The sequence below is a fragment of the Hydrogenophaga sp. genome (genome assembly GCF_018780385.1).
In the GTDB taxonomy this organism is placed as follows: domain Bacteria; phylum Pseudomonadota; class Gammaproteobacteria; order Burkholderiales; family Burkholderiaceae_C; genus Hydrogenophaga.
In genome coordinates, this window is record NZ_JADMJO010000095.1 from 1 (window position 1) to 22680 (window position 22680).

A 22680-nucleotide genomic window follows, 5' to 3' on the forward strand; every position below is an offset into this window, starting at 1 on the left:
TGGGCGTGATGATGCCGAACAGCCCTTGCAGCGGCGTGAAGCTCACCGAGGCCTGATTCACTCGGGTCAGGCCCGGGCTCTCTCGGCGCTGCAAATTGACCTCCCATTTGCTCGGCTTGCCATAGCCCTCGGTGGCCACCCCCTGCCCCAGGCCGGTGGTGTGTGTGGGCAATTTCAGAATAGCCTCTTCCCCCTCGGCCGCCACCGCGCGCGTGGCCGCCGTGCTACTCGCCGCCACGCCCGCGCCCATGGCCAGCGCCTTGCCCATGAAGCTGCGGCGCGCCTTGCGGGCGAGCTCCAGCTTCTCGGCGCTCAGGTGGTTTTCGGGGGCGGGGAGTACACGACCAATCATTTGATTGAAATCTTCTGACACTGGAAAGTCCTTCAAAATGCTTGCGCTGGGGATAGCGGGTTCTCTTGGGATTGCTTCATCACCAAAAAACACAGATCGACGTACAGCATGTTGGCGACTTTGTAAAATACATGGTTACCTTCGCGCCGCTTGAACAAGACACCTGCCTGGTACATGAGTCCTAAGTGCCTTGACGCGTTTGTTTGGGACAAGCCCGTCGACAACAACAAATCGCTTACACACATCTCACCCCCGCACAACGATGCGAGTATCTTCAGCCTCGCTGGTTCGGAGAGCACCCCAAACTGTTGCGCCATGGTCTCGATGAGCGCTAGGCTATGCGGCATGTCTGTGCAACCAATCTACGATATTTGCAAATATATTGTTGTTTGCTGATATTGTGATTCGTAAAAACCCTATGCTGCTTTGCGGCAAGGATCTCGCCCAGTACCCAAGGTACCCACGCGCACCACAGCGCCACAGGGTTTCTCCAGTGCATCCAAACCAAGGATTCCGACTGCCTATGCACGGGCTGCCTAGCCCACGCCGCAACGTGAGTTGAATCGATTGAGTCGGTGCACGCCACCTTCCGGACATACTTCAACTATTGCAAGGTGGGCCAAGACGGGAGGACTCCGGCAATGCGCCTGGGAATGGCACGCCGACCAATCTCCCCGAAGACATCATCTACTTCTGTCCCGAACCGCCACCACGACGGCGGCACCATACCGCTCCGCAGGCAGTCGCCGCAAAAACGAAACCCCTCACTGCAGAGCAGCCGGGGCTTGAATCAGCCAAGCCGGTGGCTTAGCAACTTTTTAACAGCCCGGATAGACGATGCTGCGGGCTTTTTAATGGATGTTCCGCCCCCGGCTCAGGGGCCAGCTCAGACAAGCTTGAATGTGCTGACCACATCAGCCATCCGATGCGCCTGCTCCTTCAAACTCTCGGCTGCTGCCGCAGATTCTTCGACCAACGCGGAGTTTTGCTGTGTCATTTGATCGAGTTGAGATACTGAGGCGCTGATCTGCTCAATACCGCTGGCCTGATCAGCGGCCGACGCAGTGATGGCGGCAACGATGTCCGAGACACGTTTCACCGAGACAACGATCTCGGTCATGGTCTGACCCGCGTCGCTCACAAGCCTAGACCCAGCCTTGACCCGCTCAACGCTGGTCCCGATCAGTGACTTGATTTCCTTGGCAGCCTCGGCAGAGCGACCTGCCAGGCTCCTCACTTCGCTGGCGACCACCGCGAAACCACGCCCCTGCTCTCCCGCACGCGCAGCTTCGACGGCCGCATTCAATGCAAGGATGTTGGTCTGGAACGCGATCCCGTCAATGACTCCGGTGATGTCTGCAATGCGCTGAGAAGAATGTGCGATTTCCTGCATTGTTGCGACGACTTCTGAAACCACCCGCCCGCCTCTGGCCGCGACCTCCGCAGCTGAAGAAGCCAATGTGTCTGCCTCCCGCGCTGAGTCTGCGGACTGCCTCACGGTCCCGCTCAACTGCTCCATGGATGCAGCTGCCTGCTGAAGATTGGAAGCCGTCTGCTCAGTTCGAACAGAGAGATCTTGGTTCCCGGTCGCAATTTCGGCACTTGCGGTCGAAATGGAGTCCACCGAACTTCTAACGGACCCGACCAACCCCCGCAGCGAAAGCTGCATTTGTCCCAAAGAATGCATCAGGCTTTGCCCATCGCCCTCCTTGAGCGTCAAGGCCTTGGAGAGATCACCGTTGGCAATATGCAGCAGTGACGTGCGGGCTGATGCCGGATCTCCCCCCAACTCGTGACCCACTGTACGTTGCATGAACACACAGAGCGCTGCGCTCACCATCGAGGCCAATACAGCAAGCGCAGTGGCAAAAACGATCATCTGGTCTGCGTCTGAATTCACCGCCTTATGGGCCTCTTCCGATCCACCCCTTGCATCTTCCAGGTGTTTGAGCAGTCTCCCCCTGAGAGCCCGCCACGCGGGCGTTTCTTCAGAATTCAAGATCCTGACGGCTTGAGCTGCATCGGTCGCTAACATTGCCAAAACCTTGTTCTGTGCAGCCGAATGCGCGCTGCGAAGTGCTGCAAGCACCTCCAAGTCCTTCGCAAAACCGGTGCCCTCCGACCCTTGGATGAGCGCTGCGGCAGCCTTCTCGTATCCTGAACTGGCGGCGTCCAAGTTCTGACGCGCCTTGGGATTGGTCGGATCCAGCACCATATTCCGCAAAGCCTGTCCCATTTGCAACCCTTGGGCATACATCTCGTTGTAACTAGCTGCGCGTGCCTGTTCCGTTCGGATGTAGTGATCGAACTGCGCCTGTGTAGATACGAGCCCCCAGATACTTGCTGCAAGGCCGGTCATGAACAAGAGCGCAGGGGCAACTGCGCAGAGAATGAGTCGCTGGCTGAATTTCATGTGAAGATCCTATGTGCTGAAAACTTGCAAGCACCGCAGCGATCGACCTCCTTCGACTGCGTTGCTATCACAGCAAGATATCGACCAAGGTCCCTGAAACTGAAGCTTTCAGCTCAGCTGATCCGCTGCAGGTATTCACACCGATCACCCCACGCGCAAATGCAGCGTTGGAGAGCCAGTGGAGTCCAGGTGTAGGCCTAATGCTGCTGGGGCCGACAATGGGTTGCGCGTGGTTGTGGAAGGTGTACAGACTTGGAGCGAAGGGATCAGCGACCTTCGGGTGATATGACCACATTCGACCCACCGTGCTGGAGAACGACAGTGGTGCCACCATCTGGCCAGCCGTTTTCAATGCGCCAATCGAGCTGCCCTGCTGTGATTCTGGATCAGGGTCGTCAACCTTGCGGGCTATGGGTCATGTGCTCGCAATACTCGCGCATCTGATCAGGGAGATTGTCCGGGCACACGCCGCACTGACGATTGCCAGGTACCGCATGGTCAATGAACTTCGGATAAGGCAGATCAAGTGCAGCCATGAGTATTTTGAACTCCTCTAGCGTGCGGTCGCGACCCAAGCGGGGATTGCGGCTCTTCTCCTGGCCGATCGAGGAGACTCGACGGTTCTGGTAATCGTGCGCGGGATAGACCAGCACCTCGTCGGACCACACGAACAGTTTCTCGGTCACGCTCTTGAAAAGGGCTGTGGCATCTCCGTTCTGGAAATCGGTGCGGCCGCAGCCGTCGATGAGCAGGGCGTCGCCGCTGAACAGGCGGTCGCTGCCATGGTCGATGCTTCGGTACGCATAGTGACCGTCGGTATGGCCGGGCGTGTGCAGCGGATCAAGCGAGATGCTCCCCATTTGCAGAGGTGTGCCTTCCTCAACGCCCAAATCAACACAGGGCAGCCGATCGATCGCGGGAGCGGCAATCCGGCTGCCGACGCGTTGCTTCACGTGCAGCGCCGCAGTGATGAGATCGGCGTGGACGTCGGTGTCAAGGGTGAATGCCAGGGTGAGCTGCAGCGACTGCAAAACCTGCAGGTCGCGGTCGATCACGATGATGACTATGTCGATCAGCATGGCCTGCCCGGTGCGCTCTCAGCCAAGCAGGTAGGAGGAGGTGCTCGACACCTGCTCGAAAAGATACTTGAAGATCACTGGCGCCTTTCCCTAAACGGCTTGGGTGCGCCGCTGGCGCCGCGCACCTTGCCCGCGACTTCGCGTCCGTACATCGAGTCTTCGCTGGCGTGAAAATCGTTTCGTGTGCCATGCATACTACCTGTGTAACGCGGATCTTGCGGCCGCTCATGGCTGTTCATGTACAGCGCTACGTCCCATGCCTGCTGGTCACTTGGCATACCAGGCAAGCCAAGCGGCATGTTTGCCTTGACGAAAGCAGCTGCGTTGCCGATGCGCCTCATCCCAGCACCCCAATTGAACGAGTCCGATCCCCACAACACCGGAAACACCGCTGTTGCCTCCTGTGAGCGCTGCCCTGCCCCATCTGCGCCGTGGCACAGCGCGCAGTTCTGGGCGTAGACTTTCTCGCCGCCGCTCCGCTGGCGGCGCGAGCACTGGGTACCCGTGGCAAAGCGTCAGTGAATCACGCAGTGGTTGGGTTGTCTGTACGGCAGCGAACGGTTCCATTGCCAATGCAGGTCCGCGCTCACCGTGGCCCGAAGATGGCGGGCAGATCAGCCTCCGGCACACCCTGGCACATTTGGATCGCGCCGCGAGCATCCTTCCATGCCAGCGCCGGGGTCGCTCGTAGGCCGTAGGCCGTAGGACGCCATCAGCCGGGCATTTGCACCCAGTTGTGCCGCGATCGCGGGCAGAACCACTGCCAATGGTTTCACCCCCTCGTCGCAGAGCGGTTTCAGCCGGCCGGTGGCAAGCGTCTTTGCGTTCGATACGACATGCCAACGTTCATGGGCATCGCGCGTCACCGCTGGGTCCTTGGTGCCGAGAAGTGCCGCGGCCTTACCCGCGCTGGTGGTGTGAGGATGCCGTCCATCACGTGACGTGATAGCAGCTTGCCGATGTGAACCCATGCCCGCTCACAGTGGGAATACATCGCGCGTGCAAGCTTCTAAATTGACTTCCGAAATCTGACAGGCTTCGTCAAGGCGCAGAACAACAGTGCACTTCGGTACCGTGACACAGGTGCAGCACCAGCAACGGCGTAATCCCTCGCTGGCACGGCCCGCGATCCGGGACGGTTCCACCACGACCCTTGTTTCTGCTCGGGCTTGCGAGGGTAATTCCCATGCGCCGTCGCGCCACCGATCTTTAGTATCCGTGCAATCGCATACACCGATGAATCATGCGCCAACAATCTCAGGAGATATCCATGTCCATCAAGTCCGTCATCATCAGCCTCGCTTTGGTACTGGCAGCAGGAGTTTCCAGCGCACAGGACACGGTCGTGTACCACTTCGACAATGCGGCAACTCAAGGTCTGAAGGGCTTGAGAAACATTCGAAACCATATTGACTCTGATCCGACAGCGAAAATCACCGTCGTGACGCACGCTGAAGGAGTCGATATGCTGATGGAAGGGGGTAAAGCGGCCAACGGCACCGAGTACGCCCCACTGGTGTCGGCCCTCAAAAGCCGAGGTGTGACTTTCGAGGTCTGTGAAATCACTCTGAAGAACAGGGGCCTTAAGAAGGAGCAGTTCATTCAGGAAGCCGACTTCACACCATCGGGTGTGCTCAGGCTCGCCAAACTGCAGAAGCAGGGCTACGCATACATCAAACCATGAGTCGATCTAGCTGTTGAGTTGCAATAGGTTGTTCCCACCGAGGCGGTAAGCTGGATTTCGATGCCCGAGGGCCGAGTGAGGCCTGCGGGTGTTGTAGTAGCTCAGGAAGGACGGGAGCCAGGCGGTGCGCTCGGTGCTGTGGTTCCAGGTTCTGCCGTAGGCCCATTCGCGCAGGCAGGTCTGGATGAATCGCTCCGCCTTGCCATTTGTCTGCGGGTGGTAGGGCTTGGTGAAGCAGTGTTTGATGCCAAGAGCCTGGCAGGTCTTGGCGAACAGACGTGAGCGGTAGGCCGAGCCGTTGTCGGTGAGCAGCCGTTCGATGCGCACCCCCAGCGCTGCGTAGTGAGCGACGGCAGCCTGCAGGAAGTCCACCGCCGAGCCCTTGCGCTCATCGGCATGCATCTGCACGAAGCCCACCCGGCTGTGGTCATCGATGGCCACGTGGGCGAACTCCCAGCCTGCACCATCGACGGAGTCGCGGCGGTTACCGGTGACACGGTGGCTGGGCCGCTCGATGCGCCCGAGCTTCTTGGTGTCCATGTGCAGCATGGCCCCAGGCGTGTCGTGCTCGTAGCGAACGACGGGCACAACAGGCTGCAGCGCTTTCAGACTTGAGATGCCAAGCTTGGCCAGCCATCGGCTGATGGTGGCCACGCTGCGCCCGACCACAGCGGCGATGCGGCGCATGGGCATTCGGTTGCGGCGCAACTGCTCGATGCGCTGGCCCAGCGCCTCATCGATGGTGCTGCGCGTCCTGGCAGGCCGTGAGCTGCTGTCCCTGAGGAAATCGAGTCCGCCAGCTTCGAAGCGCCGGCGCCACTTGCGGGCAGTGCGAACGCTGATGCCAGCGGCCGCGGCCGCTGGCATCGGCCCCATGACGGCAATACGCTCGATGAGCAACTTGCGTCCTTCAAACGTCAATCTGGCATTCTTGTGGCTGTTCATCCGGCGGGTTCCTGCTGTGAGTGCTGAAGCGTGGTAACTCAGTCTCCCAGATGCCGTCGGGTGAACAACCTATTGCAACATCACATCTAGCCCAGTTGTTTCGTATCGAACTGGCGCCCCCAATTCAGCTTTGAGCGAAGCTGCGCCGATCGGCGTGTGTCCGCCGAAAGCCCTGCTGCATCGTCACTTTGATGGGCGCAATGCGCGATAGGCCTTCAAGCCTCCAGAGATAAACCGCACGTTGCGGTAGCCCATGGAACGCAAACTGTCGGCAGACAACGCACCTCGGTTGTGAGCGTTGCAGTAGCACAAGATGGTTGTGTCAAGATCCGGAATAGCGCCTTCCACATTCATCTCTAACTTTCCCCGGCTGATATGCAAGGAACCGCGTATGTGGTCCAAGTCGTGTTCTTCTTTGTCTCGTATATCGAGCGCGACCGCGCCGCCGGCCATCAACTCATCCACTTCTTCGGGGAGCGCTTCAACCACGCGAGCACGCGCTGCATCAGCAAGTTGTTGAAATTTTTCGGTGTACGCCATATGGGCCCTTGAGAGCAAAAGAATAGTCATGCAATTCAGCCATGTGCGCACACTGGCGTTCTAAGAGATCGCCTTGGGCACTTTGGGTGGGTGCTCGGGGAAGCGCACGGAGCCAGGCCGGCAACCTGCTTCGCCTACGGGTTCAGCAATTGATGAGCGCGCGCTGACTGCACTCGACGTGAGTGTCGCTGGGGTCAGTGAATGCGGCCGAACTTGACCGCCTTGCGAATCAACAGCAGCGAAGTGCGAGCAACACTCAAGCGCCAGTGATTTCAGGACGCCTTGATCATGCGCAATCAAGTAAGACTCGCCCCGCTCAAGCATAAAGTATCGAAATGCCTCAGCTGCAGGGGAAAGAACTTTGGACTGCAGGCGAACGATATTCCACATCCGCATCACTGGCGTGCCCTCGACGTCCAAGACTTGCATCAGTCCATTGCTCACCTCTAACCCTACCGTATGCAAAGAGAGAAAGCTTAGGCCCATTCCCGCCATCACAGCCTGCTTCACGGTCTCGTTGCTGGACATCTCCATCGTGATGTGGGGCTTGAAGCGATGGGCTGTGAAGTATTCGGTCATGGCCGCACGAGTACCAGAACCGAACTCACGGACGATGAAGGGGTAGTCCTGCAGGGAGGCTACATGCGGCTGCCCGACGGCCAACAACGGATGCCCGGGCGGACAGACAAACACGAACGGGTGAGCGGCAAACGATTCTGCACGCGTTGCAATTTCTTTCGGTGGACGCCCCATCACCGAGAGATCCACGTCTCCGGCTTCCATCAAGGCCACCATTTGTTCTCGGTTCCCCACCACACGCAAGCGCACGTCAACACCGGGATGTTCCTCGTGAAAGCGCGCCAGCAGTTGAGGCACGAAGTACGTGGCGGTGCTGACGATCCCAATCGTCAGGTGGCCATGCTCCAGGCGTTTGAAGCGAGCCATGGCGTTCTCTGCCTCTTTCAGTTCCGCCAGCATTCTCCGGGCGTGGACGAGGAAGTACTCGCCCGCGGTGGAGAGAGAAATCTCTCGGCCATGGCGATCGAAAAGCGGCAAGCCGACCTGATTCTCGATTTCCTTTATCTGCATCGAGACCGCAGATGATGACAGATGCAAGGTCTCGGCAGCCCTAGCCATGCTTTGGCGTTGAGCGACCTCAGTAAATACCCTTAACTGCCGGAAAGTGATGTTCATTGATCAGCTTTACCTTATCTGTAGCCGAAGAATAACTGACTATTAAGTAAATCACCATGAACTTATATTTGTCGCACCCGCCCCGAAACATCCCATGACAACCCAAGGAGACAACGTGACCGACACCAACGACGACAGCATCATCACCGATGCCAAAAAGCGCTACAGCGCGGGTGTGCTGAAGTACAAGCAGATGGGCTACTGGCAACCGGACTACGTGCCCAAGGACACCGACGTCATCGCCATGTTCCGCATGACGCCGCAAGACGGCGTGGATGCCGAAGAATGCGCCGCGGCGGTGGCCGGTGAGTCGTCCACCGCCACCTGGACCGTGGTCTGGACCGACCGGCTGACGGCCTGCGAGCTGTACCGCGCCAAGGCCTACCGGGTCGACAAGGTGCCCAACACCGGCCCCGGCACCAAGACCGAGCAACAGTACTTTGTCTACATCGCCTACGACATCGATCTGTTCGAGGGTGGCTCGATCGCCAACCTGACCGCGTCGATCATCGGTAACGTGTTCGGCTTCAAGGCGGTCAAGGCGCTGCGGCTGGAAGACATGCGCATTCCGGTCGCGTACCTGAAAACCTTTCAAGGCCCGGCCACTGGCGTGGTCGTCGAACGCGAGCGCCTGGACAAGTTTGGCCGGCCGCTGCTGGGTGCCACCACCAAGCCCAAGCTGGGCCTCTCGGGTCGCAACTACGGCCGGGTGGTCTACGAAGGCCTGAAGGGCGGGCTGGACTTCATGAAGGACGACGAGAACATCAACTCGCAACCCTTCATGCACTGGCGCGACCGTTTCCTCTATTGCATGGAGGCTGTGAACAAGGCGAGTGCGGCCAGTGGCGAGGTCAAGGGCCACTACCTGAACGTGACCGCGGGCACGATGGAAGAGATGTACGCCCGCGCCGAGTTCGCCAAGAGCCTGGGCAGCGTGATCATCATGATCGATCTGGTGATCGGCTACACCGCCATCCAGAGCATGGCGCTGTGGGCGCGCAAGAACGACATGATCCTGCACCTGCACCGCGCGGGCAATTCGACCTACTCGCGCCAGAAGAACCACGGCATGAACTTCCGTGTGATCTGCAAATGGATGCGCATGGCGGGCGTGGACCACATCCACGCCGGTACGGTGGTCGGCAAGCTCGAAGGCGACCCGATGATGATCCGAGGCTTCTACGACACGCTGCTGGACACGCACACGCCGATGCAACTGGAGAAGGGCCTGTTCTTCGAGCAGGACTGGGCGTCGCTCAACAAGGTGATGCCGGTGGCCTCGGGCGGCATTCACGCCGGCCAGATGCACCAACTGCTGACCTACCTGGGCGACGACGTGGTGCTGCAGTTCGGCGGCGGCACCATCGGCCACCCGATGGGAATCCAGGCCGGTGCCACGGCCAACCGCGTGGCGCTCGAAGCCATGGTGCTGGCGCGCAACGAAGGCCGCGACATCTGGAACGAGGGGCCGCAGATCCTGCAGGACGCTGCCAAGTGGTGCTCACCCTTGAAGGCGGCGATCGACACCTGGGGCGACATCAGCTTCAACTACGAATCGACCGACACCGCGGACTTCGTGCCCACGCCGACCGCGGCATTCTGAACAAGACAACGAAAGGAACACCATCATGATGACCAACCACGGCAACCGCGTCACGCAGGGCCAGTTTTCCTACCTGCCCGATCTGACGGATGTGCAAATCACCAAGCAGATCGAGTACGCGCTGACGCACAACTACGCAGTCGGTATCGAATACACCGACGACCCGCACCCGCGCAACACCTACTGGGAGATGTACGGCAACCCGATGTTCGACTTGAAGGACCCGGCTGGGATCCTGAAAGAGATCAACGCCTGCCGCAAGACATTCCCGAGCCACTATGTGCGGGTGACAGCTTTCGACTCGACCCAAGGCGTGGAGTCGGTTCGCATGTCCTTCATCGTCAACCGGCCCGCCAAGGAGCCCGGCTTCGGCCTGGTGCGCGACGAGGTGGACGGACGCCAGGTGCGTTATCGCATCACGTCCTACGCCAGCGACAGGCCCGAAGGCGAGCGCTACTGAACGCCGGAGCGCGCTGTGTACCGCATTGCCCCGTCGATCCTGTCGGCTGACTTCGCCCGGCTGGGCGAAGAGGTGCGCAGCGTCATTGCTGCCGGAGCCGACTGGATTCACTTCGACGTGATGGACAACCATTACGTGCCGAACCTGACCATCGGCCCAGCCGTGGCGGCGGCGATCAAGCCGCACTGCATGCGCGCCGACGGCACGAAGGTGCCGCTCGACGTGCACCTGATGGTGGCGCCGGTCGATGCTCTGGCCACGGCGTTCGCCAAGGCCGGCGCCGACATCATCACCTTCCACCCCGACGCCAGCGCGCACGTCGACCGCACGCTGCAACTCATCCGCAGCGAGGGCTGCCAGGCCGGCCTGGTGTTCAACCCCGCCACGCCGCTGGACGTGCTGGAATGGGTGATCGATAGGGTCGATGTGGTGCTGCTGATGAGCGTCAACCCCGGCTTTGGCGGCCAGAGCTTCATCGACAGCACCTTGCGCAAGGCTGAGCAGGCGCGACGGCTGATCGACGCGGAACGTGCGCGCTCGGGACGCGACATTCGGCTCGAGGTCGATGGTGGCATCAAGGTCGACAACATCCGCCGTGTGGCCGATGCCGGCGCCGACACCTTCGTCGCTGGCAGCGCCATCTTTGGCCAGCCCGACTACGCCCAGGTCATAGCCGCGATGCGTCGCGAACTGGAACGGCCATGACTGCCCCGCTCCACTCCATTCCCGGCAGTTCAGCGGCGCTGGCCGCCGGCACCCCACCCGCTCCGGATGCAGCCGATGCAGTGGCGCGCGCCCGCACGGTCAACGAGGTGCTCGCCCAAAGCCAGGTCGAGACGGTGATCAACGAACTGGACCGTGATCTGATCGGCCTGGTGCCGGTGAAACAGCGCATCCGCGACATCGCTGCCTTGCTGGTGATTGACAAGCTGCGCCTGAACCTGGGCTTGCAATCGACCAGCGGCGTCGGCAGTTCCACGGCGCCCAGCCTGCACATGTCGTTCACCGGCAACCCGGGCACAGGCAAAACCACCGTGGCGATGCGCATGGCCGAAATCCTGCACCGCCTGGGCTACGTGCGCAAAGGCCACCTGGTGGCCGTGACCCGCGACGACTTGGTGGGCCAGTACATCGGCCACACCGCGCCCAAGACCAAGGAGGTGCTGAAGAAGGCCATGGGCGGCGTGCTCTTCATCGACGAGGCCTACTACCTGTACCGCCCCGAGAACGAGCGCGACTATGGGCAGGAAGCGATCGAGATCTTGCTGCAGGTGATGGAGAACCAGCGCGACGACTTGGTGGTGATTCTGGCGGGCTACAAAGACCGCATGGACACTTTCTTTCAAAGCAACCCGGGGATGAGCAGCCGCATCGCCCATCACCTGGACTTCCCGGACTATGCGCAAGGGGAGCTGCTGGAGATTGCCGACCGCATGCTGGCGAGCATGAACTATCGCTTTGGTCCAGACACTCGAGACACATTCTCGGAATACTTGGATCTGCGTCTGCAGCATCCCCACTTCGCCAACGCACGCAGTGTGCGCAATGCACTTGACCGTGCGCGACTTCGGCAAGCCAGCCGTCTGTTTGCCGATGGGGACCGTGTGCTGACTGAAAGCGATCTGTCCACCCTGACGTCTAGCGACATCCGTGGCAGCAGACTTTTTCAACCCAAGAACTGACCACCGAAAGACGACCATGCCTTTGTCACAACGTTGGACGCTCACGCGCTACCTGATTGAAGAGCGCCGCCGATTTCCTGGAGCGAGCGGCGATCTCAATGCGCTGCTGCTCGACGTCTCTCTGGCTTGCAAAGCAATCGCCAGAATCGTCGCTTTTGGTCAACTCGATGACGCTTTGGGCTCAGTGGCCTCTGCGCAAGGCGGCAGCGTGAATGTCCAGGGCGAAGTACAAAAACCACTGGATGTCTTGAGCAACGACATCTTCATCCGCATGAACGAGTGGAGCGGTCACCTCGCGGGGATGGCGTCGGAGGAAATGGACGCTCCCAGACAGATCCCCGAAGCTTTCTCCCGTGGCAAGTACCTTCTGGTATTCGATCCACTGGACGGCTCCAGCAACATCGATGTGAACGTGTCGGTCGGCAGCATCTTCTCAGTCCTGCGCGCACCGCAGGCTGTGGTGGACAGCGGCAGGGACGTGGTTGAAGCCGATTTCTTTCAGCCTGGTGCCACACAAATTGCCGCTGGCTATGCCTTGTATGGGCCCACCACCATGTTGGTGCTGTCGGTAGGCAACGGCGTTGCAGGGTTCACGCTGGATCCTAACTTGGGGGAGTTCATGCTCACGCATCGTGACATCCAGGTGCCCGCAGACACGCACGAGTTTGCAATCAACAGCTCCAACAGCCGCTTTTGGGAGCCTCCAGTCAAGCGCTACGTGGACGAATGTCTGGCTGGAAAAACCGGGCCACGATCCAAAGACTTCAACATGCGGTGGATCGCCAGCATGGTCGCGGAAGCGCATCGAATCCTCATGCGCGGAGGAGTGTTTCTCTATCCACGCGACACCAAGGATCCTGCCAAACCAGGCAGGCTTCGCCTGCTGTACGAGGCCAATCCCATCGGCTTCATCCTGGAGCAGGCGGGAGGACGTGCGAGCACAGGTCGGCAGCCCATACTGGGTGTGAAACCGACCGAGTTGCATCAGCGCATTGGCCTGGTGTTCGGGTCGAAGAACGAGGTCGACCGCATCGAACGCTACCACCACGAACCGACCACCAAAGACCGTGGCAATCCGCTCTTCGCAGAGCGTGGCCTCTTTCGCGACTGAGTCGCGTTGCACCATCAGAACCACAACAGGAGGAGCACAGCCATGTCCGCTCGACACCCCATCATCGCCATCACCGGATCGTCCGGTGCCGGAACCACGTCGGTCACCCGAACCTTTGAAAACATCTTTCGCCGCGAAGGCGTACGGGCTGCGACCATCGAAGGCGACAGCTTCCATCGCTACGACCGCAAAGACATGAAAACACGGTTGGCAGAAGCTGAAAAGCAGGGCAACCGTAACTTCAGTCACTTTGGACCGGAGAACAACCTCTTTGCCGAACTTGAGCAGTTGTTCCAAAGCTATGGCACCACTGGCACCGGAAAGCGCCGCAAGTACCTCCACAACGACGAAGAAGCGGCCCCCTACAAACAGGAGGCTGGAACCTTCACACCGTGGGAGGATATTCCGCCAGATACACAGTTGTTGTTCTATGAGGGCTTGCATGGTGCCGTTGTGACGCCCGAAGTGGACATCGCGCGCCATCCCGACCTCTTGATTGGCGTGGTACCTGTGATCAACCTCGAATGGGTGCAGAAGCTGTGGCGCGACAAGAAGCAGCGCGGCTATTCGACCGAAGCGGTCACAGACACGATCTTGCGCCGCATGCCCGACTACGTGAACTACATCTGCCCCCAGTTCACTCACACACATGTGAACTTCCAGCGTGTGCCGATGGTGGACACGTCGAATCCATTCATGGCTCGGGACATTCCATCACCTGACGAGAGCATGGTCGTCATCCGCTTTGCCAACCCCAAGGGAATCGATTTTCAGTACCTGCTGAGTATGGTTCACGACTCGTTCATGTCGCGGGCCAACACCATCGTCGTACCAGGCGGCAAGATGGAACTGGCAATGCAATTGATCTTTACCCCCTTCATTTGGCGCATGGTCGAGCGACAACGCCAAGCCCTCGGAGCCCTTTGATCTCTCAGCGAGTCGCAAGATGAGTACCAATTCAAACGACAGGGTTGTGCGTCCCGACAACGGACAGCGTGACGATATGGCCAACGCCCTCCGGGCACTGGCCATGGACGCAGTGCAGCAAGCCAACTCCGGGCATCCAGGCGCGCCTCTGAGTATGGCAGAGATGGCCGTTGCGCTGTGGAATGGCCACCTGTCTCACAACCCGGCAAATCCAACGTGGCCGGACAGGGACCGATTCGTCCTCTCCAACGGACACGCATCCATGCTTCTGTATGCCCTGCTCCATTTGAGCGGCTACGACCTTCCTATGTCTGAACTGCAACGATTTAGACGTCTGCACAGCAAGACCCCAGGTCATCCTGAAGTCGGACTCACACCCGGGGTAGAGACCACCACCGGTCCGCTGGGTCAGGGCATCAGCAATGCGGTCGGCTTTGCCTTGGCAGAAAAGCTGCTAGCTGACGAATTCAACCGACCTGGTCACGACATCGTTGATCACCACAGCTACGTCTTCCTCGGAGACGGTTGTCTCATGGAGGGAATAAGTCACGAATCATCTGCACTGGCAGGGGCCTGGCAGTTGAACAAATTGATTGCGCTGTACGACGACAACGGTATTTCCATCGACGGCGCGGTTCAGGGCTGGTTCATTGACGACACTGGCGCACGCTTTCGAGCATACGGCTGGGATGTGATAGGCCCCATCGACGGACATGATGTGGCCGCTGTCGATCACGCGATTTCTCAGGCCAAAAGGTCGGTAAGCAAGCCTACGCTGATCATTTGTCGAACAACCATCGGAAAAGGGTCGCCGCAGCGCCAAGGAACGGCCAAGGCACACGGCGAGCCGTTCGGCGCGGACGAGATCCGAAACACGCGTGAGGCCATCGGCTGGCCTCACGCGCCGTTCGACATTCCAGAACAGATTGCAGGACGCTGGAACGCTCGTCGGCGTGGTGGCTTGCGTGAAGAGCAGTGGAATGAGCGCTTGGCAGCCTACCGCAGGGCACACCCTGCCCTTGCAGCTGAGTTCGAGCGCCGCATGGCTGGAGATCTGCCCAAAGATTTCGAAGAAACCGTGCTGAACGCGATGGCCTCCTTTGGGCAGTCTCGCGAGACGGTCGCCAGCCGCAAGGCATCGCAACAAGTCCTTGCCGTGCTGGCACCCAAAGTTCCGGAACTGCTGGGTGGCAGCGCTGATCTCACCGGATCCAACCTCACGGACTTTTCTGGCTGTGGTGCTGTGAGGGGCGGCGCAAAAGGTGGTCGCCACATCAACTACGGCGTGCGCGAATTCGGCATGGCCGCGATCATGAACGGCGCGGCGCTGCACGGCGGCTTCATCCCCTACGGCGGTACCTTCCTCACGTTCTCCGACTACAGCCGCAACGCGATCCGCATGGCCGCGTTGATGAAGCTGCGCGTGATCCACGTGTTCACGCACGACAGCATCGGCCTGGGTGAAGACGGCCCCACACACCAGCCCGTCGAACACGCCGCGAGTTTGAGGCTCATTCCCAACCTCGATGTATGGAGACCGTGTGACGCGGCGGAAACAGCCGTCGCGTGGACTCACTCGTTGGGAGCCGCGAAAAGCCCGTCAGCGCTCTTGCTGTCGCGCCAGAATTTGCCGCCGCAGCTGCGCACTCCGGAGCAAGTTCTGGCTATTCGCTGCGGGGGTTACGTCCTCAGCGATCGTGCCGATGCAGTGGCGGTCCTTATCGCCACCGGCTCTGAAGTAGCGCTGGCCATGCAGGCACAACAGTTGCTGGACGCGCGCAACATCGCCGCTCGGGTGGTTTCGCTACCGTCGTCGACGGTGTTCGACCGCCAATCCCGCGCCTATCGCGAACTCGTTTTGGGGCATGGCCTACCCCGTATCGGTGTCGAAGCCGGCGTAACGCGCTGGTGGGGCCAATACGGCTGCTGCGCAGCCCTGGGGATCGACCAGTTCGGTGAATCGGCTCCCGCGCCGCAACTCTACGAACACTTCGGATTGACAGCCAACAAGCTTGCCGACCTGGTGCAGACCCAGTGTGATGAAGAGCGCCGGCACGTGCGCTCCAGCAATTGAACTGTCCAACAAAGCCAAGAAGGAATCATGTCCTACGACCTCATCAGCTTCGACCTCGACGGCACCTTGGTTGACACTGCCTCGGAAATTGCAGAAGCGGCCAACCGCGCATTGGACACACATGGCGCCAAGCGCCGTCCCGTGCCTGAAATCACGTTGCTGATAGGAGCCGGAACCCGTGAGTTGATGCTGAAACTGTGGGCACGTTGCTTGTTGGACGAGCCTACCCTGGCGAATTCAGTGAAGACGGAGGATGTCCTTCGCAGCATGGATGAGCACTATGCCATCACCACAGGCAGCTCGGCTGTGCCATACAACGGCTGTCGCCAGACCCTCGCCGAGTTGCGGTCTGCGGGAGTGAAGCTGGCCTGCGTGACGAACAAGGAGGTGCGGCATGCGCGCAGAGTTCTGAAAGCAACCCGGCTGGACACCTACTTCGACCTGTTGATCGGTGGTGACTCGCTGGCCGTGAAGAAGCCCCATGCCAATGTGCTGCGACACGTTGCCCAGGCGCTGCAGGTCAGCCTCGATCGAACGGCTCACCTAGGTGACTCCGCTACCGACGTCGAGGCCGCGAAAAATGCTGGTGTCGCTGCCTGGGTGGTTCCCTATGGCTACAACGCGGGACACCCCATTGAGGATGCGCTGCCTGACCGGGTATTCAACAATCTTTTCGCAGTTTCGGAATTTGTACTCGCTTCTCGAACGCCACGCGATAAGTGACCACACCGCAATCACACCTGTATCTCAACCCATTCAATTCCCATGACGATCAAACTCGGCATCAACGGCTTCGGCCGCATCGGCCGCAACGTGTTACGCAGTGCACTGCAAAACTTCGCCGACATCGAAGTCGTCGCCATCAACGACCTGCTGGAGCCCGACTACCTCGCCTACATGTTGAAGTTCGACAGCGTGCACGGTCGCTTCGATGGATCTGTGGCCGTCGAGGGTAACACCCTGATCGTTAACGGCAAAAAGATCCGCCTCACGCAGGAGCGCGATCCGGCCAACCTGAAGTGGAACGAGGTCGGTGCCGACATCGTGATCGAATCCACCGGCCTCTTCCTCGACAAGGTCACGGCCCAGAAGCACCTGGACGCCGGCGCGAAGAAGGTCATCCTGTCCGCGCCTTCGAAAGACGACACGCCGATGTTCGTCTACGGCGTGAACCACGCCACCTACAAGGGCGAGGCCATCATCTCCAACGCCTCGTGCACCACCAACTGCCTGGCGCCGATCGCCAAGGTGCTCAACGACAAGTGGGGCATCAAGCGCGGTCTCATGACCACCGTGCACGCCGCCACCGCCACGCAGAAAACCGTGGACGGCCCGAGCAACAAGGACTGGCGCGGCGGCCGTGGCATCCTGGAAAACATCATTCCCAGCAGCACCGGCGCGGCCAAGGCCGTGGGCGTGGTGATTCCCGAGCTGAACAAGAAGCTCACCGGCATGAGCTTTCGCGTGCCGACCTCCGACGTGTCGGTGGTCGACCTGACGGTGGAGCTCAACAGCCCCGCCACCTACGCCGAGATCTGTGCGGAGATGAAGTCGCAAAGCGAAGGCGCGTTGAAGGGCGTGCTGGGCTACACCACCGACAAGGTCGTGGCCACCGACTTCCGAGGCGACACCCGCGCCTCCATCTTCGACGCCGACGCCGGCATCGCTCTGGACAGCACCTTCGTCAAGGTGGTGAGCTGGTACGACAACGAGTGGGGCTACTCCAACCAGAGCCTTGAGATGGCCCGCGTGATAGGGGCGAAACGATGAACGTCTTGCGCTTTGCCGATCTTGTGAATGCCGGCAAGGTTAAAGGCAAGAGGGTCTTCATTCGTGCCGATTTGAACGTGCCAATGGACGCTGGCGGGCGAATCGTCGAAGACACGCGCATCCGCGCCAGCCTGCCTTGCATCCAACAAGCTCTGGATGCTGGGGCTGCGGTCTTGGTCACTTCTCACCTAGGGCGCCCAGTAGAAGGTGAATTCAAGTCCAAAGACTCCTTGCTCCTGGTGGCGCAGCGAATGGCAGAGTTGCTGGGGCGTGAGATTCCGTTGCTGACCAACTGGATCGATCGTGCGGAGGTAGAAGTTGGTCAGGTTGTGATGCTCGAAAACTGTCGCCTGAACCTTGGCGAGAAAAGCAATGACTCAACCTTGGCTCGAAAAATGGCCGCCTTGTGCGACATCTTCGTGCACGATGCATTTGGCACAGCTCACCGGGCGGAAGCATCAACCTACGGTATTGCTCAATACGCCCCAATTGCCTGCGCAGGACCTTTGCTTGCGGCCGAAATGGACGCCATTCACAAGGTGTTGGCCAACCCCAAGCGACCCTTGGTCGCCATAGTTGCGGGTTCCAAGGTCAGCACCAAGCTAACGATCTTGCAAAGCTTGGCAAAAAATGTCGACCAGTTGATTGTTGGAGGTGGAATTGCCAACACCTTCATGCTCGCGGCCGGTTTGCCGATCGGCAAGAGTCTGGCCGAGCCTAGCGTAGTAGCGGAAGCTCAAGCCGTCATCGAGACCATGCGTGCTCGCGGAGCCGGTGTGCCAATCCCCATGGATGTGGTCACAGCCAAAAGGTTCAGCATCGACGCACATGCAACCGTCAAGGCGGCGAGCGCAGTGATGGAAGATGACCTGATTCTCGATATCGGCCCTGAAACGGCGGCGCAGCTTGCGCGCCAGATCATGGCCGCCGGCACAATCGTCTGGAATGGTCCGGTCGGTGTGTTCGAATTTGACGCTTTCTCCCGCGGTACGGAGACTGTGGCGAATGCAGTCGCAAACAGTCAAGCGTTCAGCATTGCAGGAGGTGGCGATACTCTGGCAGCTATCGCCAAATACGGCATCGAGAACAGCATTGATTACATCTCCACTGGTGGTGGTGCATTTCTCGAGGTGCTTGAGAGGAAGACACTGCCTGCCTTCGAGATTCTGTCTCGTCGCGCGGCTGAAGGGCACACCGCATGAAGCTGCAGGCTGTGCTGTGGGACGTGGACGGAACGATCGCGGAGACAGAGCGTGACGGCCATCGAATCGCATTCAATCTCGCGTTTGAGGCTCACGGACTCCCCTGGCAGTGGAGCGTTGAGCGGTATGGCGAATTGCTTCTAGTAACCGGCGGCCGTGAGCGACTGTTACACGACATGGCCACCCGCTCCGATGCTCCAAGCATGACTGGCGAGCGCGACGCCCTGGCAAGTAGCCTGCATGTTCGCAAGAACGAGTTGTATGCCCAAATCATCCAGGCGCAAGGCATTCCGTTTCGCCCTGGCGTACAGAACCTCATGGAGGAGTGCCTTGCGCGCAACGTGCGCATGGCCATCACCACCACGACGAGCAGAAGCAATGTCGGTGCGCTGATGCGCACGCATCTTGGTGAGAGTTGGAAGAGTTGGTTTCCCGTGATGGTCTGTGGTGAAGACGTGGCACAAAAGAAGCCGAATCCTGAAGTCTATGTCCGGGCACTTCAGCTTCTCAAGCTCAATCCACTCGACACCTTGGCATTGGAAGACTCACCAGGGGGCGTGGCAGCCGCATGCGCAGCACAAATTCCTGTCGTCGTAACGCGCAGCGTTTACTTCGACAACTCAACCTTTGAGAGCGCGATCGCGATTGGACCCGGGCTGCACCAACGCACTGGCTGGCGGCCGTTGGCACCAGAAGCGCCATGCACCAACCACATCGGTCTTGATGATCTGCTCACTTGGCGTGACCGTATGGAACACACCTCGCAGTTTGAATGAGCAATGCGGTGCAAATGAACTGCAACCGACCCCTTTTCTTTAGCTCTGAATGGAGATCCCATGGCATTCGTTTCACTTCGCCAAGTCCTTGACCACGCAGCCGAGCACGGATACGGAGTACCTGCCTTCAACGTGAACAATTTGGAGCAAATCCAAGCGATCATGGAGGCAGCCGAGGAAACCGATGCCCCAGTGATTCTGCAGGCCTCCGCAGGAGCCCGCAAATACGCTGGAGAGGCCTACCTCAGGCACATGGTATTGGCAGCGGTCGAGGCACATCCGAACATCCCTGTGGTCCTGCACCAGGACCATGGAGCGTCGCCTGCCATCTGCCTTCAGTCAATCCGCTCGGGCTTCACCAGCGTGATGATGGACGGCTCCCTGCTTGAAGACGCGAAGACGCCCGCTGAGTATGACTACAACGTCGATGTGACGCGAAAGGTGTGCAGCATGGCGCACGCCATCGGTGTATCCGTCGAGGGCGAACTTGGTTGTCTCGGCTCATTGGAAACTGGAGAGGCAGGCGAGGAAGACGGTGTGGGCGCGGAGGGAAAACTCACCCACGACATGATGCTGACCGACCCAGAACAAGCGAAGGATTTTGTAGCCCGGACGGGTGTCGATGCATTGGCCATTGCAATCGGTACAAGCCACGGAGCCTACAAGTTCACGCGCAAACCCACTGGCGACATATTAGCAATAGACCGCATCGCCAGAATCCATGCAAGTGTGCCCAACACACATCTGGTGATGCACGGCTCATCCAGCGTACCGCAGGAATGGCTTCAGCTCATTCGCCAATATGGGGGAGATATCAAGGAGACCTACGGTGTGCCAGTGGAGGAAATCCAGCGTGGCATCCAGAGCGGTGTGCGTAAGATCAACATCGATACGGACATCCGCCTTGCAATGACCGGAGCAATGCGCAAGGTCTTCGCGGAAATGCCTAGCGAATTCGATCCTCGCAAGGCTTTTGCTGAGGCGCGAAAAGCGGCGCGCGGAATCGTCAAAGCGCGTTTTGAGGCGTTCGGCTGCGCTGGTCAAGGAACGAAGATCAAACCGGTCCCCTTGGAGGCCATGGTGAGGCGCTATGGGGGGTGACCTCGGTGTTCTCAACGCGCAGGTTGACCAGTTCGTCGGATCGGAAGCCGCGCCAGAACCCCAGCAGCATCAGACTGCGGTTGCGCGTGTGGCGCAGCAAGGCCGAGCGGTCACCAGATTGCTGCGCGTTGCCGATGGCGGCACCGAGCCACTGATCGACTTGTTGGAGCACCGCCAGTTCCAAGGGACGCGCGCGCTTCTCTGGCGCGGCGTGAACCGAGCGAATGCCTTTGAGGACTTGCCGCACCAAGGCCGATTTTGTGGGATCGGGAAAGCCTTGATCGGTGTGCCACCGAGACAGCGCCGCCAGCCGTAGGCTGTTGACGCCGACCGAAAACTGACCTAGAAGTCGAAGTGCCGACTGAAAATTGACCAGGGTGTTCCACTGACCTGCTGAAACTTTCAGCAGGGAAATTAGGTGATCACCATGGACATGATTGGCAAGGTCAGGCGCATGAAGTTGCGCGACCAACTCTCCCTGAGCGAGATATCCAAGCGCACCGGCTTGGCCCGAAACACGATCAAGAAATGGCTCAAGGCCCCCGGCGATGAGCCTCCGAAGTACGAGCGGCGCGTTGTCGAGTGCAAGCTCACGGCGTTCGAGGGCACGCTGAACCAAGCGCTGGCGGCCGATGCGCATCGGCCCAAGCAAAGCCGGCGCTCTGCACGTGCGCTGCTCTCCCAGATCCAGGCGCAGGGTTACCGGGGTGGCTACAGCGCGGTCACGGACTTCATCCGGTCGTGGAAGACGCGCTCTGATAGCAGTCCAGCCAAAGCTTTCGTGCCCTTGAGCTTTGAGTTGGGCGAGGCGTTCCAGTTTGACTGGAGCGATGAGGCGATGGTGGTGGGCGGCGTGTTCTACAACGTGCAGGTCGCGCATTTGAAGCTGTGTGCCAGCCGAGCGTTCTGGCTGGTGGCGTATCCCAGCCAGGGGCACGAGATGCTGTTTGATGCGCACACGCGCTCGTTCCAGGCGCTGGGCGGGGTGGCGCGGCGGGGCATCTACGACAACATGAAGACGCGGTGGACAAGATCAAGCGGGGCAAGGGGCGCATCGTCAACGCGCGCTTTGCGGCCATGTGCAATGCCTGCCACAGGGCCGAATCAGAACTGGAGCATGGACTTCGTACACGATCAGATGCTCGACGGACGGGCATTTCGGGTGCTCACGGTGATCGATCAGTGGAGTCGCGAGAGTGTGTCTCTAGAGGCCAACTTCCGGCTCACCGGCCGGTGCGTCGGCAAGGCCCTGGACGAGGCTGCACTGGAGCGGGGATGGCCCAAGGCGATCACCGTAGACAACGGCACGGAATTCACGTCCAAGGCACTCGATGAATGGGCCTGGCGCCGCGGTGTGAAGCTCGACTACACACGGCCTGGAAAGCCCACGGACAACGGGCTCATCGAGTCATTCAACGGTCGGCTGCGCGATGAGTTCCTGAACGTCAATGAGTTCATTACGATGCAGGACGCGCGGGAGAAATTGAAGGCTTGGCAGCATGACTACAACCATCACCGCCCGCATGGCTCACTCGGCCACCTGACCCCGAGTGAGTTCGTCAGAAAGAGGTCAGATCAACAGCTGGAAAGCCGCCCAACTCCAGTTTAGAAGTGACCGGATATGGGGGAGACGTCAAAAGCAACCGTACCTCTGGTTCTGAAAAGTCCGGAATTCGGGGGAGACGTCAGTTGTCCACCGTGATCGCCTTGTTCCATCATCGCTCCAGCGCGGCGGCCTCGTCCAGGACCTGATGCGCACAGTCAAGT

General features: G+C 59.7%; 22 protein-coding genes and 2 pseudogenes. 15 read left to right on the forward strand and 9 right to left on the reverse strand.

What is annotated here, in order from left to right; all coding sequences use genetic code 11:
• From IV113_RS21605 to IV113_RS21620, 5 genes and pseudogenes are all read right to left on the reverse strand, one after another.
• Window positions 1-352: pseudogene (locus IV113_RS21605) on the reverse strand (sulfite dehydrogenase); the annotation flags it as partial.
• A 32-nt stretch (window positions 353-384) separates the two neighbouring features.
• On the reverse strand, window positions 385-699 hold the full coding sequence (locus IV113_RS26295) for a metalloregulator ArsR/SmtB family transcription factor (RefSeq protein WP_363318647.1): 315 nt from the start codon (window positions 697-699) through the stop codon (window positions 385-387).
• 539 nt (window positions 700-1238) lie between these two features.
• Complete coding sequence (locus tag IV113_RS21610; RefSeq protein WP_291089368.1) at window positions 1239-2765, reverse strand: methyl-accepting chemotaxis protein; 1527 nt, start codon at window positions 2763-2765, stop codon at window positions 1239-1241.
• 395 nt (window positions 2766-3160) lie between these two features.
• Complete coding sequence (locus tag IV113_RS21615; RefSeq protein WP_291089371.1) at window positions 3161-3844, reverse strand: MBL fold metallo-hydrolase; 684 nt, start codon at window positions 3842-3844, stop codon at window positions 3161-3163.
• 74 nt (window positions 3845-3918) lie between these two features.
• On the reverse strand, window positions 3919-4284 hold the full coding sequence (locus tag IV113_RS21620) for a hypothetical protein (protein WP_363318649.1): 366 nt from the start codon (window positions 4282-4284) through the stop codon (window positions 3919-3921).
• 830 nt (window positions 4285-5114) lie between these two features.
• Here IV113_RS21620 and IV113_RS21625 point away from each other — a divergent pair.
• Complete coding sequence (locus IV113_RS21625) at window positions 5115-5528, forward strand: DsrE family protein (RefSeq protein WP_291089374.1); 414 nt, start codon at window positions 5115-5117, stop codon at window positions 5526-5528.
• Between the two features lie 6 nt (window positions 5529-5534).
• On the opposite strand, the gene IV113_RS21630 is transcribed toward IV113_RS21625, so the two are convergent.
• From IV113_RS21630 to IV113_RS21640, 3 genes are all read right to left on the reverse strand, one after another.
• Window positions 5535-6473 carry an IS481 family transposase gene (locus IV113_RS21630; protein WP_291089377.1) on the reverse strand — a complete coding sequence of 313 codons (939 nt, stop codon included), beginning with the start codon at window positions 6471-6473 and terminating at the stop codon, window positions 5535-5537.
• A 183-nt stretch (window positions 6474-6656) separates the two neighbouring features.
• Window positions 6657-7013, reverse strand: a complete 357-nt coding sequence (locus tag IV113_RS21635; protein WP_291089380.1) for a rhodanese-like domain-containing protein — start codon at window positions 7011-7013, stop codon at window positions 6657-6659.
• Between the two features lie 60 nt (window positions 7014-7073).
• Window positions 7074-8207: a LysR family transcriptional regulator gene (locus IV113_RS21640; RefSeq protein WP_363318648.1), complete on the reverse strand. Its 1134-nt coding sequence runs from the start codon at window positions 8205-8207 to the stop codon at window positions 7074-7076.
• Between the two features lie 94 nt (window positions 8208-8301).
• On the opposite strand from IV113_RS21640, the gene IV113_RS21645 reads away from it, so the two are divergent.
• Genes IV113_RS21645 through fba form a run of 12 tightly spaced genes read left to right on the forward strand, consistent with a single transcriptional unit; the run spans window position 8302 to window position 20913 of the window.
• Window positions 8302-9810, forward strand: coding sequence for a ribulose-bisphosphate carboxylase large subunit (locus IV113_RS21645; RefSeq protein ID WP_291089383.1), 1509 nt, complete (start codon window positions 8302-8304; stop codon window positions 9808-9810).
• Between the two features lie 25 nt (window positions 9811-9835).
• Complete coding sequence (locus IV113_RS21650) at window positions 9836-10270, forward strand: ribulose bisphosphate carboxylase small subunit (protein ID WP_291089385.1); 435 nt, start codon at window positions 9836-9838, stop codon at window positions 10268-10270.
• A 15-nt stretch (window positions 10271-10285) separates the two neighbouring features.
• A complete protein-coding gene (gene rpe, locus IV113_RS21655) occupies window positions 10286-10975 on the forward strand; it encodes a ribulose-phosphate 3-epimerase (protein ID WP_291089388.1) in 690 nt (229 codons plus the stop codon).
• Window positions 10972-11952: a CbbX protein gene (gene cbbX / locus IV113_RS21660; protein WP_291089390.1), complete on the forward strand. Its 981-nt coding sequence runs from the start codon at window positions 10972-10974 to the stop codon at window positions 11950-11952. Before rpe ends, cbbX begins: the two co-directional genes overlap by 4 nt.
• A 16-nt stretch (window positions 11953-11968) precedes the next feature.
• Window positions 11969-13063, forward strand: coding sequence for a class 1 fructose-bisphosphatase (locus IV113_RS21665; protein WP_291089393.1), 1095 nt, complete (start codon window positions 11969-11971; stop codon window positions 13061-13063).
• 42 nt (window positions 13064-13105) lie between these two features.
• Window positions 13106-13990, forward strand: a complete 885-nt coding sequence (locus tag IV113_RS21670; RefSeq protein ID WP_291089396.1) for a phosphoribulokinase — start codon at window positions 13106-13108, stop codon at window positions 13988-13990.
• A gap of 19 nt (window positions 13991-14009) precedes the next feature.
• Window positions 14010-16064, forward strand: coding sequence for a transketolase (gene tkt, locus IV113_RS21675; RefSeq protein ID WP_291089399.1), 2055 nt, complete (start codon window positions 14010-14012; stop codon window positions 16062-16064).
• A 27-nt stretch (window positions 16065-16091) separates the two neighbouring features.
• Complete coding sequence (locus IV113_RS21680; protein ID WP_291089402.1) at window positions 16092-16787, forward strand: HAD-IA family hydrolase; 696 nt, start codon at window positions 16092-16094, stop codon at window positions 16785-16787.
• Window positions 16788-16829: 42 nt separating this feature from the next.
• A complete protein-coding gene (gene gap, locus IV113_RS21685) occupies window positions 16830-17834 on the forward strand; it encodes a type I glyceraldehyde-3-phosphate dehydrogenase (RefSeq protein WP_291089405.1) in 1005 nt (334 codons plus the stop codon).
• Window positions 17831-19036 carry a phosphoglycerate kinase gene (locus IV113_RS21690; RefSeq protein WP_291089407.1) on the forward strand — a complete coding sequence of 402 codons (1206 nt, stop codon included), beginning with the start codon at window positions 17831-17833 and terminating at the stop codon, window positions 19034-19036. Before gap ends, IV113_RS21690 begins: the two co-directional genes overlap by 4 nt.
• Window positions 19033-19812 carry an HAD-IA family hydrolase gene (locus tag IV113_RS21695; protein ID WP_291089410.1) on the forward strand — a complete coding sequence of 260 codons (780 nt, stop codon included), beginning with the start codon at window positions 19033-19035 and terminating at the stop codon, window positions 19810-19812. The genes IV113_RS21690 and IV113_RS21695 overlap by 4 nt, the downstream gene beginning before the upstream one ends.
• A gap of 60 nt (window positions 19813-19872) precedes the next feature.
• Window positions 19873-20913 (forward strand): class II fructose-bisphosphate aldolase, encoded by a 1041-nt coding sequence (fba, locus tag IV113_RS21700; RefSeq protein ID WP_291089413.1) that lies wholly within the window; start codon window positions 19873-19875, stop codon window positions 20911-20913.
• On the opposite strand, the gene IV113_RS21705 is transcribed toward fba, so the two are convergent.
• Window positions 20867-21385 carry a hypothetical protein gene (locus IV113_RS21705; RefSeq protein ID WP_291089416.1) on the reverse strand — a complete coding sequence of 173 codons (519 nt, stop codon included), beginning with the start codon at window positions 21383-21385 and terminating at the stop codon, window positions 20867-20869. The two genes, fba and IV113_RS21705, sit on opposite strands and share 47 nt — an antisense overlap.
• Here IV113_RS21705 and istA point away from each other — a divergent pair.
• Both istA and IV113_RS21715 read left to right on the forward strand, forming a co-directional pair.
• Window positions 21341-21996: pseudogene (istA, locus tag IV113_RS21710) on the forward strand (IS21 family transposase); the annotation flags it as partial. The gene IV113_RS21705 and the pseudogene istA overlap by 45 nt on opposite strands.
• 55 nt (window positions 21997-22051) lie before the next feature.
• The gene (locus IV113_RS21715; RefSeq protein ID WP_291089419.1) at window positions 22052-22522 is read left to right on the forward strand and encodes an integrase core domain-containing protein; all 471 of its coding nucleotides are present in this window, start codon (window positions 22052-22054) and stop codon (window positions 22520-22522) included.
• Window positions 22523-22680: the final 158 nt, after the last annotated feature.

Coding starts and splice junctions, on each gene's coding strand:
- IV113_RS26295 (WP_363318647.1), bottom strand. CDS start 699: ATGCCGCATAGCCTAGCGCTCATCGAGACCATGGCGCAACAGTTTGGG.
- IV113_RS21610 (WP_291089368.1), bottom strand. CDS start 2,765: ATGAAATTCAGCCAGCGACTCATTCTCTGCGCAGTTGCCCCTGCGCTC.
- IV113_RS21615 (WP_291089371.1), bottom strand. CDS start 3,844: ATGCTGATCGACATAGTCATCATCGTGATCGACCGCGACCTGCAGGTT.
- IV113_RS21625 (WP_291089374.1), top strand. CDS start 5,115: ATGTCCATCAAGTCCGTCATCATCAGCCTCGCTTTGGTACTGGCAGCA.
- IV113_RS21630 (WP_291089377.1), bottom strand. CDS start 6,473: ATGAACAGCCACAAGAATGCCAGATTGACGTTTGAAGGACGCAAGTTG.
- IV113_RS21635 (WP_291089380.1), bottom strand. CDS start 7,013: ATGGCGTACACCGAAAAATTTCAACAACTTGCTGATGCAGCGCGTGCT.
- IV113_RS21640 (WP_363318648.1), bottom strand. CDS start 8,207: ATGAACATCACTTTCCGGCAGTTAAGGGTATTTACTGAGGTCGCTCAA.
- IV113_RS21645 (WP_291089383.1), top strand. CDS start 8,302: ATGACAACCCAAGGAGACAACGTGACCGACACCAACGACGACAGCATC.
- IV113_RS21650 (WP_291089385.1), top strand. CDS start 9,836: ATGATGACCAACCACGGCAACCGCGTCACGCAGGGCCAGTTTTCCTAC.
- cbbX (WP_291089390.1), top strand. CDS start 10,972: ATGACTGCCCCGCTCCACTCCATTCCCGGCAGTTCAGCGGCGCTGGCC.
- IV113_RS21665 (WP_291089393.1), top strand. CDS start 11,969: ATGCCTTTGTCACAACGTTGGACGCTCACGCGCTACCTGATTGAAGAG.
- IV113_RS21670 (WP_291089396.1), top strand. CDS start 13,106: ATGTCCGCTCGACACCCCATCATCGCCATCACCGGATCGTCCGGTGCC.
- tkt (WP_291089399.1), top strand. CDS start 14,010: ATGAGTACCAATTCAAACGACAGGGTTGTGCGTCCCGACAACGGACAG.
- IV113_RS21680 (WP_291089402.1), top strand. CDS start 16,092: ATGTCCTACGACCTCATCAGCTTCGACCTCGACGGCACCTTGGTTGAC.
- gap (WP_291089405.1), top strand. CDS start 16,830: ATGACGATCAAACTCGGCATCAACGGCTTCGGCCGCATCGGCCGCAAC.
- IV113_RS21690 (WP_291089407.1), top strand. CDS start 17,831: ATGAACGTCTTGCGCTTTGCCGATCTTGTGAATGCCGGCAAGGTTAAA.
- IV113_RS21695 (WP_291089410.1), top strand. CDS start 19,033: ATGAAGCTGCAGGCTGTGCTGTGGGACGTGGACGGAACGATCGCGGAG.
- fba (WP_291089413.1), top strand. CDS start 19,873: ATGGCATTCGTTTCACTTCGCCAAGTCCTTGACCACGCAGCCGAGCAC.
- IV113_RS21715 (WP_291089419.1), top strand. CDS start 22,052: ATGCTCGACGGACGGGCATTTCGGGTGCTCACGGTGATCGATCAGTGG.